20 protein-coding genes are annotated in these 21180 nt (G+C 71.9%); 11 read left to right on the top strand and 9 right to left on the bottom strand.

Translation table 11 applies throughout. The annotated features are described in order from the left end of the window. Positions 1-19: 19 nt before the first annotated feature. The 3 genes from ACWFR3_RS11450 to ACWFR3_RS11440 all read right to left on the bottom strand — a co-directional run bounded on the left by ACWFR3_RS11450 (position 20) and on the right by ACWFR3_RS11440 (position 4057). A complete protein-coding gene (locus ACWFR3_RS11450; protein ID WP_453734359.1) occupies positions 20-1489 on the bottom strand; it encodes an FUSC family protein in 1470 nt (489 codons plus the stop codon). Positions 1490-2018: 529 nt separating this feature from the next. After that, a complete protein-coding gene (locus ACWFR3_RS11445) occupies positions 2019-2708 on the bottom strand; it encodes a response regulator (RefSeq protein WP_453734341.1) in 690 nt (229 codons plus the stop codon). Then, complete coding sequence (locus ACWFR3_RS11440) at positions 2705-4057, bottom strand: sensor histidine kinase (protein ID WP_453734340.1); 1353 nt, start codon at positions 4055-4057, stop codon at positions 2705-2707. Before ACWFR3_RS11440 ends, ACWFR3_RS11445 begins: the two co-directional genes overlap by 4 nt. Positions 4058-4249: 192 nt before the next feature. Here ACWFR3_RS11440 and ACWFR3_RS11435 point away from each other — a divergent pair, with 192 nt between their 5' ends. After that, positions 4250-4942, top strand: a complete 693-nt coding sequence (locus tag ACWFR3_RS11435) for an ABC transporter ATP-binding protein (protein WP_453734339.1) — start codon at positions 4250-4252, stop codon at positions 4940-4942. After that, positions 4939-7314, top strand: coding sequence for an ABC transporter permease (locus ACWFR3_RS11430; RefSeq protein ID WP_453734338.1), 2376 nt, complete (start codon positions 4939-4941; stop codon positions 7312-7314). Before ACWFR3_RS11435 ends, ACWFR3_RS11430 begins: the two co-directional genes overlap by 4 nt. Positions 7315-7340: 26 nt before the next feature. Here the strand turns inward: ACWFR3_RS11430 and ACWFR3_RS11425 are convergent, their stop codons facing one another. Next, positions 7341-7736 carry an STAS domain-containing protein gene (locus ACWFR3_RS11425; protein ID WP_453734337.1) on the bottom strand — a complete coding sequence of 132 codons (396 nt, stop codon included), beginning with the start codon at positions 7734-7736 and terminating at the stop codon, positions 7341-7343. Positions 7737-7831: 95 nt separating this feature from the next. Further along, positions 7832-8740, bottom strand: a complete 909-nt coding sequence (locus ACWFR3_RS11420; protein WP_453734336.1) for an RNA polymerase sigma factor SigF — start codon at positions 8738-8740, stop codon at positions 7832-7834. A 304-nt stretch (positions 8741-9044) separates the two neighbouring features. On the opposite strand from ACWFR3_RS11420, the gene ACWFR3_RS11415 reads away from it, so the two are divergent. The 6 genes from ACWFR3_RS11415 (at position 9045) to ACWFR3_RS11390 (ending at position 13534) form a co-directional block, all read left to right on the top strand. Continuing rightward, on the top strand, positions 9045-9602 hold the full coding sequence (locus ACWFR3_RS11415) for a PRC-barrel domain-containing protein (protein ID WP_453734335.1): 558 nt from the start codon (positions 9045-9047) through the stop codon (positions 9600-9602). Further along, entirely contained in the window at positions 9599-10030 is a 432-nt protein-coding gene (locus ACWFR3_RS11410) for a PRC-barrel domain-containing protein (protein ID WP_453734334.1), read from the top strand. The genes ACWFR3_RS11415 and ACWFR3_RS11410 overlap by 4 nt, the downstream gene beginning before the upstream one ends. Before the next feature lie 329 nt (positions 10031-10359). After that, positions 10360-10563, top strand: coding sequence for a cold-shock protein (locus ACWFR3_RS11405; RefSeq protein WP_361840963.1), 204 nt, complete (start codon positions 10360-10362; stop codon positions 10561-10563). 307 nt (positions 10564-10870) lie between these two features. After that, positions 10871-12361 carry a DEAD/DEAH box helicase gene (locus tag ACWFR3_RS11400; protein ID WP_453734333.1) on the top strand — a complete coding sequence of 497 codons (1491 nt, stop codon included), beginning with the start codon at positions 10871-10873 and terminating at the stop codon, positions 12359-12361. A 50-nt stretch (positions 12362-12411) separates the two neighbouring features. After that, positions 12412-12720 carry an SCO5918 family protein gene (locus tag ACWFR3_RS11395; RefSeq protein ID WP_453734332.1) on the top strand — a complete coding sequence of 103 codons (309 nt, stop codon included), beginning with the start codon at positions 12412-12414 and terminating at the stop codon, positions 12718-12720. Between the two features lie 475 nt (positions 12721-13195). Beyond that, positions 13196-13534, top strand: coding sequence for a MerR family transcriptional regulator (locus ACWFR3_RS11390; protein WP_453734331.1), 339 nt, complete (start codon positions 13196-13198; stop codon positions 13532-13534). 15 nt (positions 13535-13549) lie between these two features. On the opposite strand, the gene ACWFR3_RS11385 is transcribed toward ACWFR3_RS11390, so the two are convergent. Continuing rightward, positions 13550-14131 carry a PAS domain S-box protein gene (locus ACWFR3_RS11385; RefSeq protein ID WP_453734358.1) on the bottom strand — a complete coding sequence of 194 codons (582 nt, stop codon included), beginning with the start codon at positions 14129-14131 and terminating at the stop codon, positions 13550-13552. Positions 14132-14364: 233 nt separating this feature from the next. On the opposite strand from ACWFR3_RS11385, the gene ACWFR3_RS11380 reads away from it, so the two are divergent. Beyond that, on the top strand, positions 14365-17598 hold the full coding sequence (locus tag ACWFR3_RS11380; protein ID WP_453734330.1) for a bifunctional cytochrome P450/NADPH--P450 reductase: 3234 nt from the start codon (positions 14365-14367) through the stop codon (positions 17596-17598). 42 nt (positions 17599-17640) lie between these two features. On the opposite strand, the gene ACWFR3_RS11375 is transcribed toward ACWFR3_RS11380, so the two are convergent. Then, positions 17641-18342: an HAD family hydrolase gene (locus ACWFR3_RS11375; protein ID WP_453734329.1), complete on the bottom strand. Its 702-nt coding sequence runs from the start codon at positions 18340-18342 to the stop codon at positions 17641-17643. Between the two features lie 10 nt (positions 18343-18352). Next, complete coding sequence (locus ACWFR3_RS11370) at positions 18353-18928, bottom strand: PadR family transcriptional regulator (RefSeq protein ID WP_453734328.1); 576 nt, start codon at positions 18926-18928, stop codon at positions 18353-18355. Positions 18929-19009: 81 nt separating this feature from the next. Here ACWFR3_RS11370 and ACWFR3_RS11365 point away from each other — a divergent pair, with 81 nt between their 5' ends. Continuing rightward, positions 19010-19402 carry a nuclear transport factor 2 family protein gene (locus ACWFR3_RS11365; protein WP_453734327.1) on the top strand — a complete coding sequence of 131 codons (393 nt, stop codon included), beginning with the start codon at positions 19010-19012 and terminating at the stop codon, positions 19400-19402. A 13-nt stretch (positions 19403-19415) separates the two neighbouring features. Here the strand turns inward: ACWFR3_RS11365 and ACWFR3_RS11360 are convergent, their stop codons facing one another. Beyond that, a complete protein-coding gene (locus ACWFR3_RS11360) occupies positions 19416-20375 on the bottom strand; it encodes a LysR family transcriptional regulator (RefSeq protein ID WP_453734326.1) in 960 nt (319 codons plus the stop codon). A gap of 108 nt (positions 20376-20483) precedes the next feature. Here ACWFR3_RS11360 and ACWFR3_RS11355 point away from each other — a divergent pair, with 108 nt between their 5' ends. Next, positions 20484-21179, top strand: a complete 696-nt coding sequence (locus ACWFR3_RS11355) for a type 1 glutamine amidotransferase domain-containing protein (RefSeq protein ID WP_453734325.1) — start codon at positions 20484-20486, stop codon at positions 21177-21179. The last annotated feature ends 1 nt before the right edge of the window (position 21180 follow it).

Below are 21180 nucleotides of genomic sequence, written 5' to 3'. Positions count from 1 at the left end.
CGGCGGGGATCGTGCCTGCTCAGGCCCCGATCAGCGGCGTACGAGTCGGGGTGCGCAGCGGCACGGCCAATTCGACGAGTGCCTTCTCCAGGCCGTGCAGATGGGCGAGCACGGGCTCGGCGGCGCCGGGCTGCGGCACGGTGACGGCGTCGGCGGCCGGTCCGTGTCCCGGCTCCGGCGCGGTGAGTGCCTCCACGGCGGACTCCACGCGCCAGCAGGCGGCGGCGAGCCGGTCGTCGTGCGAGGCCTCGGGGTCCGCTGCGATCGAGGCGAGCCCGCGCACCTCGCGGGCGCAGGCGTCGAGCAGGGCGAGCACCTGCCGGGCACGTTCCTTGCGGGCCCGCAGCGGGCTGAAGGGGTGGACCAGCGGGGCCAGCGAGAACCGCACCTTGCCAAGGAGCTGCTCCAGCTCGGCGACGCGCGGCGCGGGATCGGCGCTCCGGGATCCGGCGAGCCGGGCCGCGGCCTCCTCCGTGCAGGCGTGCACGCACCGCAGGGCGCGCTCGATCCAGGCGTTGGTGGTGGCGTGCGTGGTGACGGGCAGCACGAGGAGCACGGCGAGCACGGCGCCGAGCGCGCCCACGCCGGTCTCCGCGACCCGCAGGGCGAGCAGTCCCGGGTTGAGCACCCCGAGCAGGCCGTAGAGCACCCCGGCCATCACCGTGACCGCGAGCATCATCCAGGTGTACGAGACCGCGGCCGTGTAGAAGATCCCGAACACGCTGATCGCGACGATGACCGCCGAGGGCACCGGCGCGCCGTGCAGCGGGACCGCGAGGACGAAGCCAGCGCCGATGCCGATGACCGTGCCGAGCACCCGCCGGAAGCTGCGCACCAGGGTCTCCCCGCTCGACGCGGTGTTCACGAACACCCACCAGGTGGCGCCCACGGCCCAGTACCACCGCTGGTCGGAGAGCACCTGCCCCGCCGCCAGCGCGAAGGCGCCGCCCAGCGCCGCCTGGACCGCCTGCCGGGTGGTGGTCCTTGCCAGGCCCCTGCCGCCGGGCGGCGCGGGCACGGCCGCGGGCGGCAGGCGGCGCTCGTAGCACCAGAGGCCGAAGCGTACGGCCGACGAGGCGCACAGCGACATCAGGATCGCGGCGAACAGCTCGGGCAGCTGCCCCGGCCCCGTGTGCAGGAACTGCGTGGCGAAGAACATCATGAAGGCGAACACCCCGAGCGAGTGCCCGCGCGGCCCCCACCGCCGCGCGTACACGCCCGCGCCCATGACGGCGAGAAAGGCGGCGTCCCGCGCCACGGGCACGTCGTGCAGCGCCGCCGCGACGGCGAGCACGGGGAACCCGACGGCGGGCAGCAGGGCCGTGGTGATCGCCTGCCCCCTGACCGTCGCGTCACCCACGGTGAAGAGAGCGAGAAGCGCGGCGAGCCCACCGGTGATCGCCGCGGCGAGCGAGTGCCCGGCCAGACCGCACACGGCCACCGCGAGCGCGATGCCGATGACGGCCCGCGTGGCGAACCGCAACCGCATCCGTCCCGGATCCGGCGCCGTGAACACGCTCCTCAGCACAGCTTCCCCGCCCCTTTCGCGTTCAGCCCGTTCGAACCGTCCGCTGGAAAATCGAAATGCCCGCATGAAAAAGGCGCCGCGGGAATCCGCAGCGCCATCGACAGCCACATCAGACCATCCGGAGTCCTGCTGGCTCAACAGGCACCAGTTTCACTGAACCATTGGCTCACCCTTGTACGCTCGTTCCGAGCCACAAGAGGGCCAACGGACCATGTCCGGCGCCACCGCGCCGCTCTCTCGTTTCGGGGGTGCCGGACGGGGTAGTCGAGCGCTCTCGACGTCAGTGCTCGCGCCAGTGCTTAGGAGAGTGGCCATGCCCGGAGTCATCAGCCGCATCAAGCAGTTCGTCCGGAGTCCCCAGGGACAGCGCACGATCCGTCAGGCCCGCCGGGCCTCGGCCGATCCCAGGAGGCGGGCCCAGGCCAGGCGGATGCTCGGCAAGTTCCGAGGGCGCCACTGAGCGGCGCCACTGAGCCGGGCGCAAAGGCCCTCAGGTGCCCGCGTCCCGCCCGCCGGGCGAGATCAGTCCGCTCTCGTAGGCGAGCACGACGGCCTGGACGCGGTCGCGCAGGTCCAGTTTGGACAGGATGCGGCCGACGTGCGTCTTGACCGTGGTCGGGCTGAGGAAGAGGCGCTCCGCCAGCTCCGCGTTGCTCAGGCCCGTCGCGAGCAGCCGGAGCACTTCGAGTTCGCGGGGCGTCAGACCGGAGAGGTCGCGGTGCAGGGGAGCCGGCTCGGCCTCCTCGCGGGTGGCGAAGCGTTCGATGAGGCGACGGGTGATCGCGGGCGCGAGCAGGGCGTCACCGGACTGCACGAGGCGCACGGCGGCCACGAGATGCTCCGGGGTGACGTCCTTGAGCAGGAAGCCGCTGGCGCCGGCGGTGAGCGCCGCGTAGACGTAGTGGTCGAGGTCGTACGTGGTGAGGATGATGACCCGCGTCTCGTGCGGGCCTTCCCCGCCCAGGATCCGCCGGGTGGCCTCGATGCCGTCCATCTGCGGCATCCGGATGTCCATCAGGACGACGTCGGGCCGGGTGCGCCGGACGGCGGCGACCGCCTCGGCCCCGTCCGCCGCCTCGGCCGTCACCTCGATGCCGTCGGCGGCCAGGATCATCCCGAAGCCGGTGCGCACGAGCGCCTGGTCGTCGGCGATGACGATGCGCAGCGGGGGTCTGCTCATGAGGTCCGCCAGGGTATGCGGGCCATGATGCGGTAGCCGCCCGTGGGGGTCGGCCCCGCGGTGAGTTCGCCGTTGTACACCGCGAGGCGCTCGCGCAGTCCTATGAGGCCGCGGCCGTTGCCGTCCGTCCGTGGGGCGTCCCGCACGCCTCCGGTGTCGACGACCTCGATCTCCAGGCAGTCGTCGGTCCGGCCGACGGTGACAAAGGCTTCGGCGCCGGGCGCGTGCTTGATGGTGTTGGTCAGCGCCTCCTGGACGACGCGGTAGGCCGCGAGGTCCGTGCCGGGCGACAAGGACTGCGGCGGCAGGTCCACCGCGACGCCGACCGGTGTCCCCGCGGCCCGTACGCGCTCGATCAGGGCGTCGAGCTGTCCGAGGCCCGGCTGCGGTTCCAGGCCGTCGGCGGGGCTGTCGGGGCGGCCGGTGTCGGGCGCGGCCAACAGGCCCATCACATGCCGCAGTTCGGCCATGGCCGCCCGTCCCCCGGCCTCGACCGCGAGGAGTGCTTCCTTCGCCCGCTCCGGCGTCGCGTCCATCACCTTGCGTGCCGCGCCCGCCTGGATCACCATCACGCTCACATTGTGCGTGACGACGTCGTGCAGTTCGGCGGCTATGCGGCTTCTCTCCTCGTCCACCGCCCGGCGCATGGCCTCGCCCTGGGTCTGCTGCAACTGCGCGTACCGGTCCCGGCTCGCCGTCAACTGCCGCCGCCACAACCTGACGAGGCCGGCGAGGACCCCCGCGAGGAACAGCACGACCGCCGGGCTCGACCAGCCCGGAAGGATGGCCTCCGAGTCCCGGAACGCGATACCGGCCAGGACGGCGGCGCCGAGCAGCACGACCATCGCCCGCAGCCGGTAGCGGCTGTACATGACGGCGCTGTAGGCACCGATGACGCAGGTGAGGACGTTGATCCAGGAGGTCCTGTCCTCGCCGACGGCAAGCGCCACGACCAGCACCGCCGTGAACGCGGCCAGCGGATAGCGGCGCCGGAACGCCAACGGCAGCGCCGAGAGGACGACGAGCGGCCAGGGCGCCGCGTAGATCTCCGGGTCCGGCACCGCGCCGGGCCCCAGCGGCGGCGGCTCGGGTGCCGGAGGCGGCGCGGAGGGCCCGGCCGGCACGTCCTGCCCGATCGCGGCAGGACCGCTGTCGGGGTAACGCGCCGCCACGATCAGGGCGATGACCGTCAGCACGACCGCGAGGGCAGCGTCGACGCGCACCGCCCGGCGCGAGAGCGGGGCGGGCCGCTCCTCCGGGCGGAACGCGTCGCGCAGTTGCTGACGCCATCCGCGCCGGTCTTCCGTGTCCACCGGCTCATTGTGCGACCCGCCCGCTCCGGTCCGCATCAGCCTGCACGGCCGGGGTGCCGTCCCACAGGAGTACGTCGCTGTGATGACCCCGCGGCGGGGTCGTCCGCGCGGAGCACCGGATGTCGGTGCCGCGGCCGACGCGCCCCAACGGCGTGCGCTCCTACGTTCGCTGAGCCGGACCGGACCGGCCACCGCCTCAGCCATCAACCGCAAGGACGGACCCCTGACATGACTGACGTGATCGAACTGGCGGGCGTGGCCAAGCGCTACGACAGCGCCGGCGCGCCCGCGCTCGGGCCGCTCGACCTCGGCGTCGCTGCCGGTGAAGCCCTCGCCGTGACCGGCCCGTCCGGCAGCGGCAAGTCCACGCTCCTCAATCTCGTCGCCGGCCTGGACAAGCCGACGCAAGGCACGGTCACGGTGGCGGGCCGGCGCATCGATCGGCTGAGCGAGCACGCGCTGGCCCGCTTCCGCCGCGAACGGATCGGCATGGTCTTCCAGTTCTTCAATCTGCTCGACGACCTCACGGTCGAGGACAACATCCGGCTGCCCGCCCAGCTCACGGGCACGGCACGGAAGGAGGCCGCCGCCCGCACCGCCGAGCTCATGGAGATCCTCGGCATCCAGAAGCACGCCCGCGCCTATCCGGGCCGCCTGTCCGGCGGTGAACGCCAGCGCGTCGCCGTGGCGCGTGCGCTGGTCAACCGTCCCGCCCTGCTCCTCGCCGACGAACCGACCGGCGCGCTCGACACCGCGTCGGGCCACGACGTCCGCGAGCTGCTCGTGGATCTGCACCGCGGCGGCCAGACGATCGTCCTGGTCACGCACGACCTGGCGCTCGCGGAGGCCTGCGCGAGCCGCACGATCCACCTGGTCGACGGGCAGCTCGCCCTCGACACCCGTGCGCGGGTGCTCCGGTGAGGCGCTTCGGCAGCGGCGCGCTGGGCCGCGTGGTGCGCTCCGGAGTGGGCCGGCGGCGGGTACAGACCCTGGTGATCGCCGTGGCCACGATGATGGCCGTGGCATCGGCCGTGGTCGCCGGGTCCCTCATGGTCGCCGCGAACGCCCCCTTCGACCATGCCTTCGCGCGGCAGCACGGGGCGCACCTCACCGCGCAGTTCGATCCGGCCAAGGCGAGCGGGGCCCGGATCAAGGCAACCGGACAACTGGACGGCGTCAGCGCGAGCGCGGGCCCGTACCCGCTCACGACCATCCACATGGCCGCCGGGGGCGGCCATGTGCCCGGCCTGACGCTGGCCGGGCGCTCCGCTCCGCACGGCGCCGTGGACGACCTGGACCTGCGGTCGGGGCGGTGGGCGAAGAAGCGGGGCGAGGTCGTCCTGTCCGAGTCGTTCGCCGGGCCCGCGTCCGAGCCAGGCTCCACCCTGCAGATTTCGGACGCCGAGGGCGCCCGGACCCTCACGGTCGTCGGCATCGCCGTGTCGGTCAGCAAGACCGCGGACGCGTGGGCCACCCCCGCCCAGGTCCGTGCGCTGGCTTCCGAAGAGAACCCCGTCGCCGGCCAGATGCTCTACCGCTTCGACTCCGCGGGAACGAAGGCGGACATCGCCGACGGCCGCAGGAAGATCGCGGCCGCGGTGCCGTCCGGTGCGCTGCAGGGCACCCAGTCCTACCTGGACACCAAGCGCGCCGCCGATCAGAACGCGGCACCGACCATCCCGTTCCTGATCGCGTTCGGTGTGCTCGGCATCGCCATGTCCGTGATCATCGTCGGCAGTGTGGTCAGCGGCGCGGTCGGCATGAGCCTGCGCAGGATCGGCATCCTCAAGGCCGTCGGCTTCACGCCGCGCGAAGTGGTGCGCGCGTATGTGGCGCAGGCGCTGATCCCGGCGGGCGCGGGCATAGCGCTGGGGGTCGTGCTCGGAAACCTGCTCGCCGTCCCGCTCCTCGCTGACACCGAGGAGGCGTACGGCACTGCCTCGCTGTCGGTGGCCTGGTGGGTGGACGTCGTGGTGCCGGGCGCCGCGCTGCTCCTCGTCGGCGTCGCGGCGCTGTTCCCCGCGCTGCGGGCCGGGCGGCTGCGTACGGTCGAGGCCATCGCGGTCGGCCGGGCGCCGCGCACGGGGCGCGGCCGGTGGGCGCACCGGGTGGCGGGTCGCCTTCCGCTGCCGCGGGCACTCACCTACGGCCTCGCGAGTCCCTTCGCCCACCCGGTCCGTGCGCTCGCGATGCTGCTCGCGGTGGCCTTCGGCACGGTCGCGGCCACGTTCGCCGTGGGGCTCACCGCCTCGCTCGGCGCGGTCGGTGACGCGGCGGATCCCGAGGAGCGGGCCGCGGTCACCGCCTTCAGCGGCGGTCCTGCCGCGGGCCCGGCCCCCGGCGAACCCGGCCCCTCGGAGCCCGGCGCGAAGCCGCGTGCCGCCGACCCGGCGAAGGTGCGCGCCGCCGTCGACGCGCAGGCGGGCACCGCCTCGTACTACGGCCTGGCGCAGAGCGAGGCCGTGGTGGGCGGGATCTCCGGCCGGGTCCAGACCAGCCTCTACCAGGGCGACACCGGATCGGGGAGCTACGAGATGATCGCCGGGCACTGGGTCACCGGTGCGGGTCAGCTCGTGGTGTCCACGGGCTTCCTCGAGCGGTCAGGCACCGAGATCGGCGACAGCGTGCGGGTGACCCTGGCGAAGGAGACACGGACCCTGCGGATCGTCGGCGAGGCCTTCGACACCTCGGACGACGGGCTGCACCTGCACGCGGCCATGAGCACCTTCCCCGAGGCCGAGCCCCAGACGTTCCTCGTCGAGGTGAAGCCGGGCGTCTCCCCCACCGCGTACGCCGAGAAGCTGGCCGCGGCGCTCGAGCCGCTGGGCGGCGACGCGGTGGCCAACTCCCCGTCCGAGCAGGAGGGCATGGTCCTCGTCCTGAACGCCATGGCGGTGCTTCTCACTCTGATGCTGGTCTCCGTGGCGGGCCTCGGCGTGCTCAACTCCGTCGTACTCGACACCCGCGAGCGCGTCCACGACCTCGGCGTCTGCAAGGCGCTCGGTATGTCACCGCGGCAGACCGTGGGGCTCGTCCTCGCCTCGGTGACGGGGATCGGCGTGATCGGCGGTGTGGTGGGCGTGCCTGCCGGGTTCGCGCTGCACGGATTCGTCCTGCCGGTGATGGGGCGCGCCGCGGGCACCGGTCTGCCGCCCTCGATCCTCGATGTGTACGAGCCCTGGCATCTGCTCCTGCTCGGCCTCGCCGGGGTCGTCATCGCGCTCCTGGGCGCGCTGCTCCCCGCGACGTGGGCGGCCGGGGCACGAACGGCCACGGCTCTGCGCACCGAGTGAGCCCGGCCTGATCCAAACGAGAGGCCCTAGGACGGGGTCGGCGGCCATGTGGGGCGCTGGTCCGCCGGCAGGGTCAGCAGGGCCTGACCGACCGTGCGGTGGGCGGGGAGCAGTTCCGTGCTGCCGGTCAGCGCCAGCATTTCCGAGAGGCGACGGCCCGCCCCCGCGAGCAGCAGCACGCCCTCGCGGCGCGCGAGCAGCCAGCGCACCGCGAGCAGGCAGTTGAGCCCGCGCGAGTCGCAGAACATCAGCGCCGTCACGTCCAGGACCAGATGCCGGTGCCCGGCCTCGACGCTGGCGCCGAGGGTACGCAGGAAGTACTCCTCGCAGGACTGGTCGAGCTCGCCGCTGACCCGCAGCACCGCGGAGTCGGAGCAACTCGCGAGCTCGGTGATGGTCAGGCGATGGGTCTCAGTGGACATCGCACCCCCGTGAGCCATCGTACCGAGACTGCACAGAAGCCTCTCCCGGAACAGCTCGGGCGCGCCCCGCGGCTACCTCCTGTCGGTGGCCTCGGCTACCTCTTGTCGAGGAGCTTGACCCGCAGCCGCCCGAGGATCCGGGTCAGGATGCGCGAGACGTGCATCTGGGAGATGCCCAGCTCCGCACCGATCTCGCTCTGTGTCATGTCGGCGGCGAAGCGCATCGCGAGGATCTTGCGGTCGCGTTCGGGGAGCGCGGCGATGAGCGGCTTCAGGGTGTGCAGGTCCTCGACCTTGTCGAGCTCCGGGTCGCGGTAGCCGACGTGGTCGGCGAGCGTGTCGTCGGAGTCGACGCCGTCGGCCGGAAAGTCCAGGGAGGCCGTGGTGTAGCCGTTGGCGGCGGTCAGGCCCTCGCTGATCTCGGCCTCGTCCAGGTCCAGGTGCTCGGCGAGTTCGGCGGTGGTGGGGGTGTGCCCGTTCGTCTGCTCGAGATCGGTGGTGGCCTTCACCAGGTCGAGGCGGAGTTCCTGCAGCCGTCGGGGGACGCGCACGGCCCAGGTGGTGTCGCGGAAGAAGCGCTTGATCTCGCCCATGATGGTCGGCAGCGCGAAGGTGGGGAACTCCACGCCCCGCTGGAGGTCGAAGCGGTTGATCGCCTTGATCAGACCGATCGTGCCGACCTGGACGACGTCTTCGTACGATTCGTCGCGCGGGCGCATCCGATGGGCCGCGTACTGCACGAGGTTGAGGTTGAGCTCCACCAGCGTGTTGCGTACGTAGGCGTGTTCGGGGGTTCCTTCCTCCACGGCGTCGAGGCGGGCGAAGAGCGCCTTGGACAGGGCCTTCACCTCGGCCATGCGGCGTCCGCCGGCGGGCGGCAGGGGGTGCTCGGCGGCCTTCCGACCGGCGGTGTCGGGGTCGACTGCGGCAGCGTCGGGGCCGGCGGTATGTCGTTCGGCGACCGACACCGTCGGTCCTTGACTGCTGGTCGTCGAGGCCACCATCGTCACTCCCGGAACACAAGGCACCCTCGGGGGTGAGGGCGCGCCGTGCACGGGCTCCTACCCACCATCTCCCGTTACATTCCCGTGACTTGACTTTCCGTATGGAAGGCCCATTCCGGGGCACTCGGTTCCACCGCGGGATGACAGGGAGGTGGACGGCTGTGATCTGGTGGATGTGGCTGGCCGCGGTGCTTGTGGCACTGCTCCTGCTGGCCGGTGCGGTACTCGGAACGCAGGCCCGGCGCCGTGGCGGCGGCGCGATCGTGGTCCGCCGCGGGCGCCGCGCGGGACGCGGGAGGACGCGATGACCACGCTGATGCTCGCGGCCGAACTGACCAAGCGGCCCGTGGTCACGCTCGGCGGGGAAGCGGTGGCGCAGATCAAGGACACCGTCTTCGACGCGTCGGGCGGACGGATCACCGGCTTCACGCTGGCGGGCCGCGGGCTGCTCTCCGGCCCGCTCAAACAGAGCCTGCCCTGGTCCGGCGTCCATGCGCTCGGCCCCGACGCGGTGATGATCCCTGCCGTCGAGGTGCTGCAGGCCAGGGACGCGGTGGTGGACAAGGGCGAGGCCGGCTCCGGGCAGGTGCACGGCGCCCGGGTACTGAGCGACGCGGGCCTTGAGCTGGGCACCGTACTGGACGCGGTGGTCGAGGGCGGCACCAGCGGCCGGGTGGCCGGATTCCACATCGCCACCACCGAGGCGATGGGCCGGCACGAGCGCCGGGCGTTCCTGCCCGCGCACGGCCGACTGGCCATGACCGGCGACACGTTGGTGATCCCGGCCCGGCTCGCCGAGCAGGCGGTGGACGACCTCGAAGCGCTGGCCGCGGCGCGCCTCGGGAAGGGGAACGACCGATGATGCTGCTCAGCCAGATCCTGGGCCTGTCCGTCGTCAGTGCCGAGGACGCGCTCCCCGCCGGGGAGGTGGCGGGTCTCGGCATCGACCCGCTGACCTGCCGGGTCACGGAGGTGTACCTCAAGAACGCCAAGGGCGGCGACAGCGTGCCGTGGACCCGGGTGCGCGGGATGGGCCCGGACGCGGCGATCATCGACACCGCCGCGGCCGGGGCGGGCAGCGACAGTGCGCACCCCCGGGCGCACAAGAGGCTGCTCGGCAAGCGGGTCCTGACCGAGTCCGGCGAGGACATCGGCACGCTCACCGAGGTCACCTTCGACCCGGAAACCGGCGCGGTCGGCGACCTGTACATCGGCCGCGACCAGACCCCGACCCCCGGCAGCCGCATGGTCGGGCTCGGCTCCTACGCACTGGTACTCGGCGCCGGGTGATCCCCCGCTGCCACACCCGCGGAGAAACGCTGTGTTTCGAGCGAAGCAATATATGTGCCGGCCGTATGAGAAATCAGCGTGACGCGCTCTGAGAGTTTCTTGTGCGACACCCGGAACGGAATTATTTACCACACGGGGCCGACCGCACCGTGCTACTGTCGTTCTCAGTTGCAGTTGTGGTTCCCAAAAAACTTCAAGTGCCCTCACCGCCTTTTCCGGCCGGTGGGAGCACTTTTGTATTTCCGGTCATTTCCGGCGGGGCGATCATCGCGGCGACACGGAGTTCGCACAGTGCGGGCTCCGGGCACTGCCCCGAATGGAGATTAGACATGGCTATCGGCACCGTGAAGTGGTTCAACTCGGAAAAGGGCTTCGGCTTCATCGAGCAGGACGGCGGCGGCCCCGACGTCTTCGCCCACTACTCGAACATCGCCGCCCAGGGCTTCCGTGAGCTCCAGGAAGGCCAGAAGGTGAACTTCGACATCGCCCAGGGCCAGAAGGGCCCGACGGCCGAGAACATCGTTCCCGCCTGACGCTCACGCGTACTTCGCAGCTGGGGCCCGCACCTTGGGGTGCGGGCCCCAGCTCGTGCATTTTCCGCACCATCCAGGGCCACGGATTTCCCGCGCGAACTCCTTCGTCATCAGTACGGATTCGCTCCTCCGCCGTGCCCCTGTCCGGAACGCCACTCGTTCCCGCGCATCCGCCCGCAGAACATTTGCCGCCGGCCGGATTCGCTTTACGCATCTCCCCGGCCCGTTCTCGCGATTCTCCGCGCTGCGCTCTCGCGCTCCCGCTGCGGAAATTCCTTGGTACGTGCCGCGTCAAGGAAGGTTCCGCATGAACCGCACACACACGAACGACCGCTCCTCCCGCGCCCGCCACGGCGCGCCGTCCCGCGGGCGCTCCGGCGGCCAAGGCCGTTCGGGTGGCGGCGGCTACGGCCGCCGACCGTCCGCGCCGCAGGGCGAGTTCGCCCTGCCGGTCACGGTCACCCCCGCGCTCCCGGCCGTCGAGGCCTTCGCCGATCTCGCGATGCCCGCGCCGCTGCTCGCCGCTCTCGGCCGCGAGGGCATGACCGTGCCCTTCCCGATCCAGGGCGCGACGCTGCCCAACTCTCTCGCGGGGCGCGACGTACTGGGCCGTGGCCGCACCGGCTCGGGCAAGACCCTCGCCTTCGGCCTGGCACTCCTGGCCCGCACGGACGGGCAGCGCGCCGAGCCGCGCCAGCCGCTCGCTCTGGTCCTCGTCCCCACCCGCGAACTGGCCCAGCAGGTCACCGACGCGCTCACGCCGTACGCCCGCGCCCTGCGGCTGAAGCTCGCCACGGTGGTCGGCGGGATGTCGATCGGCAAGCAGGCCGGTGCGCTGCGGGCCGGCGCGGAAGTCGTCGTCGCCACGCCCGGCCGGCTGAAGGACCTCATCGACCGCGGCGACTGCCGGTTGAACCAGGTCGGCATCACCGTCCTGGACGAGGCCGACCAGATGGCCGACATGGGCTTCATGCCCCAGGTCACCGCGCTGCTCGACCAGGTGCGCCCCGAGGGCCAGCGGATGCTGTTCTCGGCCACGCTCGACCGCAACGTCGACCTGCTCGTCCGCCGCTACCTCTCCGACCCGGTGGTCCACTCCGTCGACCCGTCGGCGGGCGCGGTCACCACGATGGAGCACCACGTGCTGCACGTGCACGGCGCGGACAAGCACCGGACGACCACCGAGATCGCGGCCCGCGACGGCCGGGTGATCATGTTCCTGGACACCAAGCACGCCGTCGACCGGCTGACCGAGCACCTCCTGAGCAGCGGCGTCCGCGCCGCCGCGCTGCACGGCGGCAAGTCCCAGCCCCAGCGCACGCGGACCCTGTCCCACTTCAAGACCGGGCATGTGACGGTCCTGGTGGCGACGAACGTCGCCGCGCGCGGGATCCACGTCGACAACCTCGACCTGGTCGTGAACGTCGACCCGCCCACCGACCACAAGGACTACCTCCACCGCGGCGGCCGTACGGCCCGCGCCGGTGAGTCCGGCAGCGTCGTCACGCTGGTGACGCCGAACCAGCGGCGCGACATGAGCCGTCTGATGGCCGCCGCGGGCATCACCCCGCAGACCGCCCAAGTGCGCTCGGGCGACGAGGAGTTGAGCCGGATCACCGGCGCCCAGACCCCTTCGGGCATCCCGGTCACCATCTCCGTACCGGCCTCCGAGCGCCCCCGCCGCGGCAGCTCTTCCTCGTCCCGTGGCCGCCGCAGCCCCGGCGCCCGGGACCGCCGCACCGACCGCGCACCGCGCCGCACCTCCCAGGGCCCGTCGGCCTCCAGTTCAGCGGCCTGAGGCCGCACGACCACCAGGCTCACCCACCCTCTCCGCACCTGCGAGGCATCATGCGCTGCGTCATCGCCCGGTTCCCGTTCGACCTCACCAAGAATGGGGTGCTCGACGCGATGAAGGGGGTCAAGCCCGAGCCCGTCACGGGTGACTCCGTCATCATCGGCCGCCGCCACTACCCCATCAAGCAGGTGGGCGCGGTCATCACCCGGCAGGACCGCCGTGACTTCAGCGCCGGGGAAGTCACCCGCGCCATGACGTCCCTCGGCTTCACCTGCCGCACCCACACCGAGGACGCGGCCCCGCGCGGCCTCACCCCGTTCGAGACCGCGTCGGCCCTGCTCGGCACCTCCGCCGCCGGGTAGCGGAGGCCCGGACAGCAGAAGCAGAGACAGACACAGAGGGTCCCACCGGCGCACGCCGATGGGGCCCTCTCTGCGTGCCGCCGTGCGCACCTCTCTGCGTGCCCCTGTGCGCACCTCTGTGCGAACGTCGCGCAACAGCGCACAAAATCTATGCCCGCCACGGTAGACATTGGGTGCTCACATGATTAGGGTTTCTCCCGTAGCTAGCTGTAGACCAAGTGGGAGAAACGGAGGAGCAGACGCCATCAGGATCGCCCGGCCCGGAACGTTTCGGCCGGGTGCCGCAAGACCCCGGATTGGAAGGTGGTCCTCGGTCACGCATCAGCGATCCCCGCTTCCCGCCCTGTTCTCGGGCCGGACGGCGGAAACAATAGGTCGGCGCAGCGACTGGGCCGACAGATGGTGTTGAATTTCCTTCGGGGCCCTGGTGCCGTACGGCACCAGGGCCCCTCGACGCGTGGCATAACGAGGTGACATGACTGCAGATACCCCGCTCAGTGGTCGTCTGGACGACGACGACTATCCCGCCTACACCATGGGGCGGGCCGCCGAGATGCTCGGCACCACACCAGGCTTCCTGCGGGCCATCGGTGAGGCCCGCCTGATCACACCGCTCCGCTCCGAGGGCGGGCACCGGCGATACTCCCGCTACCAGCTGCGGATCGCCGCGCGCGCCCGCGAACTGGTGGACCAGGGCACCCCGGTCGAGGCGGCCTGCCGCATCGTCATCCTCGAGGACCAGCTCGAAGAGGCGCAGCGCATAAACGCCGAGTACCGCAGGGCCGCGGCCGCGTCGAGCGACACCCCGGGCTGATCCGGCGGGCTCGATTCAGGCGGCCGGAGGCCACACCCCCGCAGTGAGCACCCCCAGCGCATACGCCCGCGCCACCAGCTCCGTCCGGTTCGCCGCGCCCCAGCGCTCCGTGAGTCGGCGCAGGTGGTAGGTGACGCCGTCCGGGGTGAGGCCCGTCTCGCGGGCCGCCATCGCCGTGCTCGCGCCGCCCGCGAGCAGGGCCAGGATGCGGGCCTCGGCAGGGGACGCTGCCGCGACGGGCGCCTCGGCGGGGACGGCGTCCTCGCCCAGGACGCGGAGCAGCACCAGCAGGCCGGGGACCTCGTCGACCGTGTCGCTCACCGGCTCCGCCGTCAGCTCGCCGTGGCGCCGCACCCCGTCAGGAGCCTGCCAGTGCACCGCGACGGGGTAGCGCGAGCGGTGCCGCAGCCGCAGCGCCTCGGCGATCCGCAGGACCTGCGTCTTCTCCTCGGGGCGGAACAACTCCAGTACGTTGCGGCCCCGCAGGTTCCCCGAGGTCTCGCCCCACTCCGCCGTCATCGCCGGGTTGGCCAGGATGATCGCCCCGCTCGCGTCGCACACCGCGACGGGCATCGGGATGCGGTTGAAGAGGAGCATGGCGCGGTTGCGCCACAGGACGGAGTCCTCGGACTTCACGGAGCCCTCCGATTTCACGGAGTCCTCGGGTTTCACGGAGGTCACAGGGCAACTCCTTCCGGCCGGGAGCAGTCAAGAGCAGGGCGTCGTTCATCACTACACAATCATGTAGCGGGACGGCGCAATCCCCCGGGGACCTGCAACGAAGGTTAGGGAGCAGTGACTTCCGTACGGCGAAAGGCAGTTGTCACGCCATGCCCCCCACCACCACCGCACCGCTCTCCCCGGACGCCGGATCCGACCTCGACGGTGTGCCTCTGATCGACATCTCCGCCACCGGACCGGGGCCCGCCCCGCTGCAGCAGGCCATGGAACTGATCCGCCGGCACGGGCCCGTGCTGCGCAGGCGGCTGCACGGCCGCGACGCGCTGTTCGTGAGCGACCTCGATCTCGTGACCGAGCTCGCCGACGAGACCCGCTTCGCCAAGCACGTGGGCCCCGCGCTGCAGAACGTGCGGGAGTTCACCGCCGACGGACTGTTCACCGCGTACAACGACGAGCCCAACTGGGCCCGCGCGCACGACATCCTGATGCCCGCGTTCGCGCTCGGTTCGATGCGTACGTATCACCCGGTGATGCTGCGCGTCGCCCACCGGCTCATCGAGTCGTGGGACCGCGGCGCGCGGGACGGGCGGCCCGTGGACGTGCCGGGCGACATGACCCGGATGACCCTGGACACGATCGGACTCGCCGGGTTCGGCTACGACTTCGGTTCGTTCGAGCGGGCCGAGCCGCATCCCTTCATCGAGTCCATGGTCCGCTGCCTTCAGTGGAGCATGACACGGCTCAGCCGTACGCCGGGCAGTGACCACTCGGCGGCCGACGCCGCCTTCCGGGCCGATGCCGACTATCTCGCGCAGGTGGTCGACGAGGTCATCTCCGCGCGGGCCGACGGCACGCCCGGCGCCGGGCCCGCCGAGGATCTGCTCGGCCTCATGCTCAGCGCCGCGCACCCCGGCGACGGCTCGAAGCTGGACACCGCCAACATCCGCAACCAGGTGATCACCTTCCTGATCGCGGGGCACGAGACGACGTCCGGTGCGATGTCGTTCGCGATGTACTACCTCGCCAAGCATCCCGCCGTCCTCGACCTGGTGCGGCGCGAGGTCGACACCCTGTGGGGCGACACACCCGATCCCGAGCCGACCTTCGACGACGTCGGGCGGCTCACGTACACCCGCCAGGTGCTCAACGAGGCGCTGCGGCTGTGGCCGACGGCTGCCGCGTTCGGCCGGCACGCCCGTGAGGACACGCTGCTCGGCGGCCGCATCCCGCTGCGGGCCGGGCAGGGCGTCACCGTGCTCGCGCCGATGCTGCACCGGCAGCCGGTGTGGGGCGACAACCCGGAGCTGTTCGACCCCTCGCGCTTCACCGCCGAAGCGGAGGCCGCACGTTCCCCGCACGCGTTCAAGCCGTTCGGCACCGGTGAACGGGCCTGCATCGGGCGGCAGTTCGCGCTCCACGAGGCGACCATGCTGCTCGGGATGCTGGTGCACCGCTACCGCCTTCACGACCACGCCGACTACAAGCTGACCGTCAAGGAGACGCTCACCCTCAAGCCCGACGGCTTCACGCTCACGCTCACGCCGCGCACCGCCGCCGACCGCGTGCACGCCGGGCTGCCGGGCGTGACATCCGGACCGGCAGCGGCGGAGACCGTCGCCACCGCCCTGCCCGCGCGCGTCGCGCCCGGCACCCGTGCGCTCTTCCTGCACGGCAGCAACTACGGCACCTGCCGGGACTTCGCCGCCCAACTCGCCGACGAGGCAGCATCGGTGGGCTGCGCGACCGAGGTCGCACCGCTGGACGACTACGCCGGTGCGCTGCCCGCCGACCGCCCGGTCGTCATCACCGCCGCCTCGTACAACGGCCGCCCCACCGACGACGCCACGGTGTTCGCCTCCTGGCTGGACGGTGCCCCCGCGGCCACCGCCGAGAACGTCACGTACGCGGTCCTCGGCGTGGGCGACCGCAACTGGGCCGCCACATACCAGCACGTCCCGACGCGCTTCGACGAACGGCTCGCGTCGCTGGGCGGTGACCGGCTCCTGGAGCGCACGGCGGCCGACGCATCGGGTGATCTCGGCGGCACCGTCCGGGACTTCACGGCGCGGCTGCGGACGGCTCTGCTGGAGCGGTACGGCGACCCCGACGCGCTGGATGCCGCCCCGGAAGCCTCCGCGCCCTCGGATGCGTACGAGGTCCGGGAGCTCACCGGCGGTCCGCTGGACGCGATCGCCGCGCGGCACGGCCTTGTCCCGATGACGGTCAGCGAGGCCTACGACCTCACCGCGCCCGGCCACCCCCGTACGAAGCGCTTCGTACGGCTCGCGCTGCCCGACGGCGTCACCTATCGCACCGGCGACCATCTCACCGTGCTGCCCGTCAACGACCCGGAGCTCGTCGACCGGGCCGCCACCGCGCTCGGCGTCGACCCGGAGACGGTGCTCGACATCCGTGCGAGCCGTCCGCGACGGGACGGTCTCGCCGTGGACCGGCCTTTGACGGTGCGCCAACTCCTCTCGCAGTACGTCGAGTTGCAGGACAGGCCCACCGCGGACCAGTTGGCGGTGCTCGCCGCCGCCAACCCCTGCCCGCCGGAGCGTGCCGTCCTCGGCGCCCTGGCCGACGACGACGCGGCCCGCGCGGCCGACGGGCGCACGCTGCTCGAACTGGTCGAGGCCTGCCCCGCGCTGCGCGGCGCCCTGGAGTGGCCGCGGCTGCTCGACGTGCTCACGCCCCTGCGGCCCCGCCACTACTCGGTGTCCTCCTCGCCGGCGGTGCACCCCGCTCACGCCGACCTGATGGTGTCCCTCCTGGAGGCCCCGGCGCGCTCGGGCAGCGGGCGGCTGTACCGCGGCACGGGCTCCGGCCACCTCAACGGGGTGCGTCCGGGCGACACCGTGCTGGCCCGCGTCCAGCCGTGCCGCGAAGTCTTCCGCATCGACCACGCGGACGCGGCGCCCGTCATCATGATCGCCGCGGGCACCGGCCTCGCGCCGTTCCGCGGCACGATCGCGGACCGGGCGCGACTGACGGCCGCGGGAGCCCGACTCGCGCCTGCCGTCTGCTACTTCGGGTGCGACGACCCGGACGCCGACTTCCTGCACGCCGATGAGCTGCGCGCGGCGGAGGCCGCCGGTGCGGTTTCGCTGCGCCCCGCCTTCAGCGCCTCCCCCGTCGACGGGGTGGCCTTCGTCCAGCACCGCATCGCGGCGGAGGCCGACGAGGTGTGGGACCTGCTGGCCGCCGGTGCAAGGGTGTACGTGTGCGGCGACGGCTCACGCATGGCACCGGGCGTACGCGACGCCCTGCGCACGCTGCACCGGGACCGCACCCCGGGGGCCACGGCGGCGGACTCCGAGCAGTGGCTGGGCGAACTGACCGCGCAGGGGCGTTACGTCGAGGACGTGTACGCGGCCGGGTAGGCGCCCCGAGCCGCTCGCATGCCCGGACCGGCGTGCGAGCGGCTACCGGGCGAGCGAGCTGACGCCGAACAACTCGCCCAAGGCGCGCACCGTTTCGTCGCTGTCCACGTGGTGCAGGCCCCGGATGCCGAGGCGGGCCGCTCCGCTCAGGTTGTGCTCCAGGTCGTCGATCATGACGCAGGCGGACGGTTCGACGCCGAGGCGGTCGCAGGCCGTCTGATAGATGCGGCGGCCCGGCTTGCGGGAGCCGATCTCGCTGGAGATCACGACGACGTCCGCGAGCGCCTCCATGTCGTACCCCTGGTAGCAGTCGTCACCGAGCGCGTTCGACACGATCGCCACCGGGATGCCCTCGGCGCGCAGTCCGGCGAGCGCCGCGAGCATCTTCTCGTCCGGTCGCAGCCCCGCCCCGATCGCGGCGACGAGCCCCGCCGGTTCCACGTCCACGCCCTGCTCGCGCAGCCGCTCGGCGATGCCCCGCTCGAAGTCGGCCTCGCTCATCCGCCCGCACTCGTGCTCCACGAGCAGCGCCGACGCCTCCGTGTCCTTGCGGAACAGCCGCTCGATCAGCAGCGGATCCTCGCTCACCCGCGCGGAGTAGGAGCGGAACGAGTCGAGCACGCTGGTGGTCAGCACACCGCCGAAGTCGGTGAGCACCGCACGCGGCGGCTCCGCCGGCGCGCCTGCCTGCGCACCTGCCTTCGCAGCCTCGGGCACTGCGTCCGCAGCCGTCTTCCCCTCCACTTCTGCCTCCTCAATTCACTTGCTTGTCCGCGTAGTTGAAGCGTCGGTCGAGGATCTCCAGGACCTGCTCGCCCCAGCGCAGGTTCGATTCCTCCAGGGAGCGGCCCGCCATCAGTGTGAGGTAGGGCCCGATGCGTTCGGTGTCGCGCAGGTACTCCGCCTCGTCGCGGCCGGCGAGGAGGTGACGGCGCAGGCGTTCGTACCGGGCGAGTTTGCCGCGCGACCACTCCATGCGCTCCTCGATCAGCGCGCGGGTGGCCGCGGGGTCGGCGCCGTCCATGGCCTGCACCTTGACCATGAGTTCGTCCCGGATGGCGATGGGGCGGGGCGGCTCCGCGGCGAAGGCGTGCAGATCCCGCAGGCCGGTTGCGGTGAGCGTGAACATCCGCTTGTTCGGCCTGCGTTCCTGCTGCACCACGCGCGCGTCGATCAGTCCGTCACCCGCAAGGCGCTCCAGCTCGCGGTAGAGCTGCTGGGGAGTCGCGGACCAGAAGTTCGACACGGAGACGTCGAAGATCTTGGCCAGGTCGTAGCCGGACGACTCGCCCTCCAGGAGCGCCGCGAGCACCGCGTACTTGAGAGACATCTGGACACCGTACACCGATGTGATTAGTCTCCATCGCACCTACTCAACAAATTGACTATCAACGAAGACCGAGGTGTGGGCATGCAGGCTTTCCGCAAGGCCGTCGAGGCAAATGATCACGCGGCGATGGAGGCTCTCCTGGCCGAGAACGTCGTCTTCACCAGCCCCGTCGTGTTCCAGCCCTATCCGGGCAAGGCGACGACCTCCGCGATCCTGCGCGGCGTCACGCGCGTCTTCGAGGACTTCCGGTACGTACGCGAGATCAACGACGCCTCGGGGCGCGATTCCGCCCTCGTCTTCGAGGCCCGGGTCGGCGACCGGCAGATCACCGGCTGCGACTTCCTCCATCTCGACGAGGACGGACTGATCGACGAGTTCATGGTGATGGTCCGCCCCCTGTCGGCGGCCCAGGCGCTCGCCGCGGCCATGGGCGCGCAGTGGGACCAGATCACCGAGGATGCGGCGGGCGCGTAGGCGACGCCATCGGCTACCAGGCGCGGGCCGACTGCACTAGGTGGTCGCGCACGAGCGCGACGTGCGGATTGTCCGCAGAGCCGGGGCGCTGCACCAGGAAGCCGGTGTTGATCGGGGCGTCCTGCGGGTCGTGCAGCAGGGTCAGGGCGCCGGCGGCCAGCGCGTCACGGCAGAGGTAGCGCGGCAGCACGGAGAATCCGGCGCCCGCGATGACGGCCGACAGCACGCCGCGCAGGTCGGGGACGGTGACGGCGGCCTCGCAGGCCAGCCGCTTGCCGAAGACATGGCGCCAGTAGCGGCGGGCGATCGGCAGATCCTCGGCGTAGGTCACGAGCGGCACGCCCTGCAGCACGGCGGGGCCTTCGGCGTCGATCCGCGCGGCGCCACCGATGCGCTCGGCCCACGAGGGCGCCGCGACCAGGACGAACTCCTCGTCCGCGAGGGGCACGGAGCTCAGCGAGCGCCCGCGGGGGCGGGCCGTGGCGATCACCAGGTCGTGCCGCCCCGCCCGCAGCTCGTCCAGGAGCCGGTCCGTCAGACCCGTCGTCACGCGCAGCCGGACCCCCTTCTCGACCAACGGCGCGAGCGCGGGCAGCGCGCAGTGGCAGAGCATCTCCGCCGGGCCCGCCAGATGTACGGGCTCCGCGGGGGCGCCGTCGAAGGGGCCGCCGTGCCCGGTGACGGCGGCGAGGGCGTCGAGGGGATCGACGACACGGGCGGCGAGCGCGTCCGCGAACGGCGCGGGAGCGACACCGCGCGGCAGCCGCCCGAACAGCTCCCTGCCGACCTGCCGCTCCAGGGCCCGGATCTGCGTGGTGACGGTGGGCTGCGAGAGGCCGAGCAGCCGGGCCGCGGCGGTGAAGGAGCCCGAGCGGTAGACGGCAAGGAACGTACGCAGCAGATTCAGGTCCAGCGGCCCCCCGGCGGCCTCCTGCGCTATTCCCGCGGACCCATCGGAATTCCTATCTCCCATATGGGTCAGCCTATTGGATTTCGTCGGGTGCGCCCGCCTACCTTCGAGGACAGCACCACCTGACGCTCTGAGCACAGAACGTCAGAAATCTCAGCCTCGGAGAGACACATGTCCAAGATTCTGTTCGTCGTGACCGGCGCCGACCACTGGACGCTGGCCGACGGCACGCAGCACCCCACCGGCTTCTGGGCCGAGGAGGCCGTCGCACCGTACGAGGCGTTCAAGGCCGCCGGACACGAGATCGTGGTCGCGACGCCGGGCGGCGTCGTGCCGACCGTCGACCAGGCGAGCCTGGCGGCCGAGGTCAACGGCGGCCAGGAGGCCGCCGACAAGATCGCCACGACCCTCGCGGAGAGCAGCGAGTTCCTCGAACCGCTCAAGCTGGCGGAGGTCGACCTCGCCGACTACGCCGCCGTCTTCTACCCCGGCGGCCACGGCCCCATGGAGGACCTCGCCGTCAACGCCGAGTCCGGCAGGCTCCTCACCACCGCCCTTGAGATCGGCATCCCGCTCGGCATCGTCTGCCACGGCCCTGCCGCGGTGCTCGCCGCCACCAAGGAGGACGGCACCAACGCGTTCGCGGGGTACGAGCTGACCGGCTTCACCAATGCCGAGGAGACGCAGGCCGGCTTCGCCGAGAAGGCCAAGTGGCTGCTCCAGGACCGGCTCGTCGCGGCGGGCACCGACTTCCAGGAAGGTACGCCGTGGGCCCCCAAGGTCGTCGTCGACCGTAATCTGATTACCGGTCAGAACCCCGCGTCCGCAGCCCCGTTGGCGGACGAGCTCCTCAAGAAGCTGGCCTGAC

The organism is Streptomyces sp. NPDC055189 (assembly GCF_053606765.1).
This window is presented reverse-complemented; position numbering and strand designations above follow the sequence as displayed.

Bases quoted from the DNA above. Each gene is read 5' to 3' on its own strand.
- ACWFR3_RS11450 (WP_453734359.1), bottom strand. From the start codon at position 1,489: ATGCGGTTGCGGTTCGCCACGCGGGCCGTCATCGGCATCGCGCTCGCG.
- ACWFR3_RS11445 (WP_453734341.1), bottom strand. From the start codon at position 2,708: ATGAGCAGACCCCCGCTGCGCATCGTCATCGCCGACGACCAGGCGCTC.
- ACWFR3_RS11440 (WP_453734340.1), bottom strand. From the start codon at position 4,057: ATGCGGACCGGAGCGGGCGGGTCGCACAATGAGCCGGTGGACACGGAA.
- ACWFR3_RS11435 (WP_453734339.1), top strand. From the start codon at position 4,250: ATGACTGACGTGATCGAACTGGCGGGCGTGGCCAAGCGCTACGACAGC.
- ACWFR3_RS11425 (WP_453734337.1), bottom strand. From the start codon at position 7,736: ATGTCCACTGAGACCCATCGCCTGACCATCACCGAGCTCGCGAGTTGC.
- ACWFR3_RS11420 (WP_453734336.1), bottom strand. From the start codon at position 8,740: ATGGTGGCCTCGACGACCAGCAGTCAAGGACCGACGGTGTCGGTCGCC.
- ACWFR3_RS11415 (WP_453734335.1), top strand. From the start codon at position 9,045: ATGACCACGCTGATGCTCGCGGCCGAACTGACCAAGCGGCCCGTGGTC.
- ACWFR3_RS11410 (WP_453734334.1), top strand. From the start codon at position 9,599: ATGATGCTGCTCAGCCAGATCCTGGGCCTGTCCGTCGTCAGTGCCGAG.
- ACWFR3_RS11405 (WP_361840963.1), top strand. From the start codon at position 10,360: ATGGCTATCGGCACCGTGAAGTGGTTCAACTCGGAAAAGGGCTTCGGC.
- ACWFR3_RS11400 (WP_453734333.1), top strand. From the start codon at position 10,871: ATGAACCGCACACACACGAACGACCGCTCCTCCCGCGCCCGCCACGGC.
- ACWFR3_RS11395 (WP_453734332.1), top strand. From the start codon at position 12,412: ATGCGCTGCGTCATCGCCCGGTTCCCGTTCGACCTCACCAAGAATGGG.
- ACWFR3_RS11390 (WP_453734331.1), top strand. From the start codon at position 13,196: ATGACTGCAGATACCCCGCTCAGTGGTCGTCTGGACGACGACGACTAT.
- ACWFR3_RS11385 (WP_453734358.1), bottom strand. From the start codon at position 14,131: ATGCTCCTCTTCAACCGCATCCCGATGCCCGTCGCGGTGTGCGACGCG.
- ACWFR3_RS11380 (WP_453734330.1), top strand. From the start codon at position 14,365: ATGCCCCCCACCACCACCGCACCGCTCTCCCCGGACGCCGGATCCGAC.
- ACWFR3_RS11370 (WP_453734328.1), bottom strand. From the start codon at position 18,928: ATGTCTCTCAAGTACGCGGTGCTCGCGGCGCTCCTGGAGGGCGAGTCG.
- ACWFR3_RS11365 (WP_453734327.1), top strand. From the start codon at position 19,010: ATGCAGGCTTTCCGCAAGGCCGTCGAGGCAAATGATCACGCGGCGATG.
- ACWFR3_RS11360 (WP_453734326.1), bottom strand. From the start codon at position 20,375: ATGGGAGATAGGAATTCCGATGGGTCCGCGGGAATAGCGCAGGAGGCC.
- ACWFR3_RS11355 (WP_453734325.1), top strand. From the start codon at position 20,484: ATGTCCAAGATTCTGTTCGTCGTGACCGGCGCCGACCACTGGACGCTG.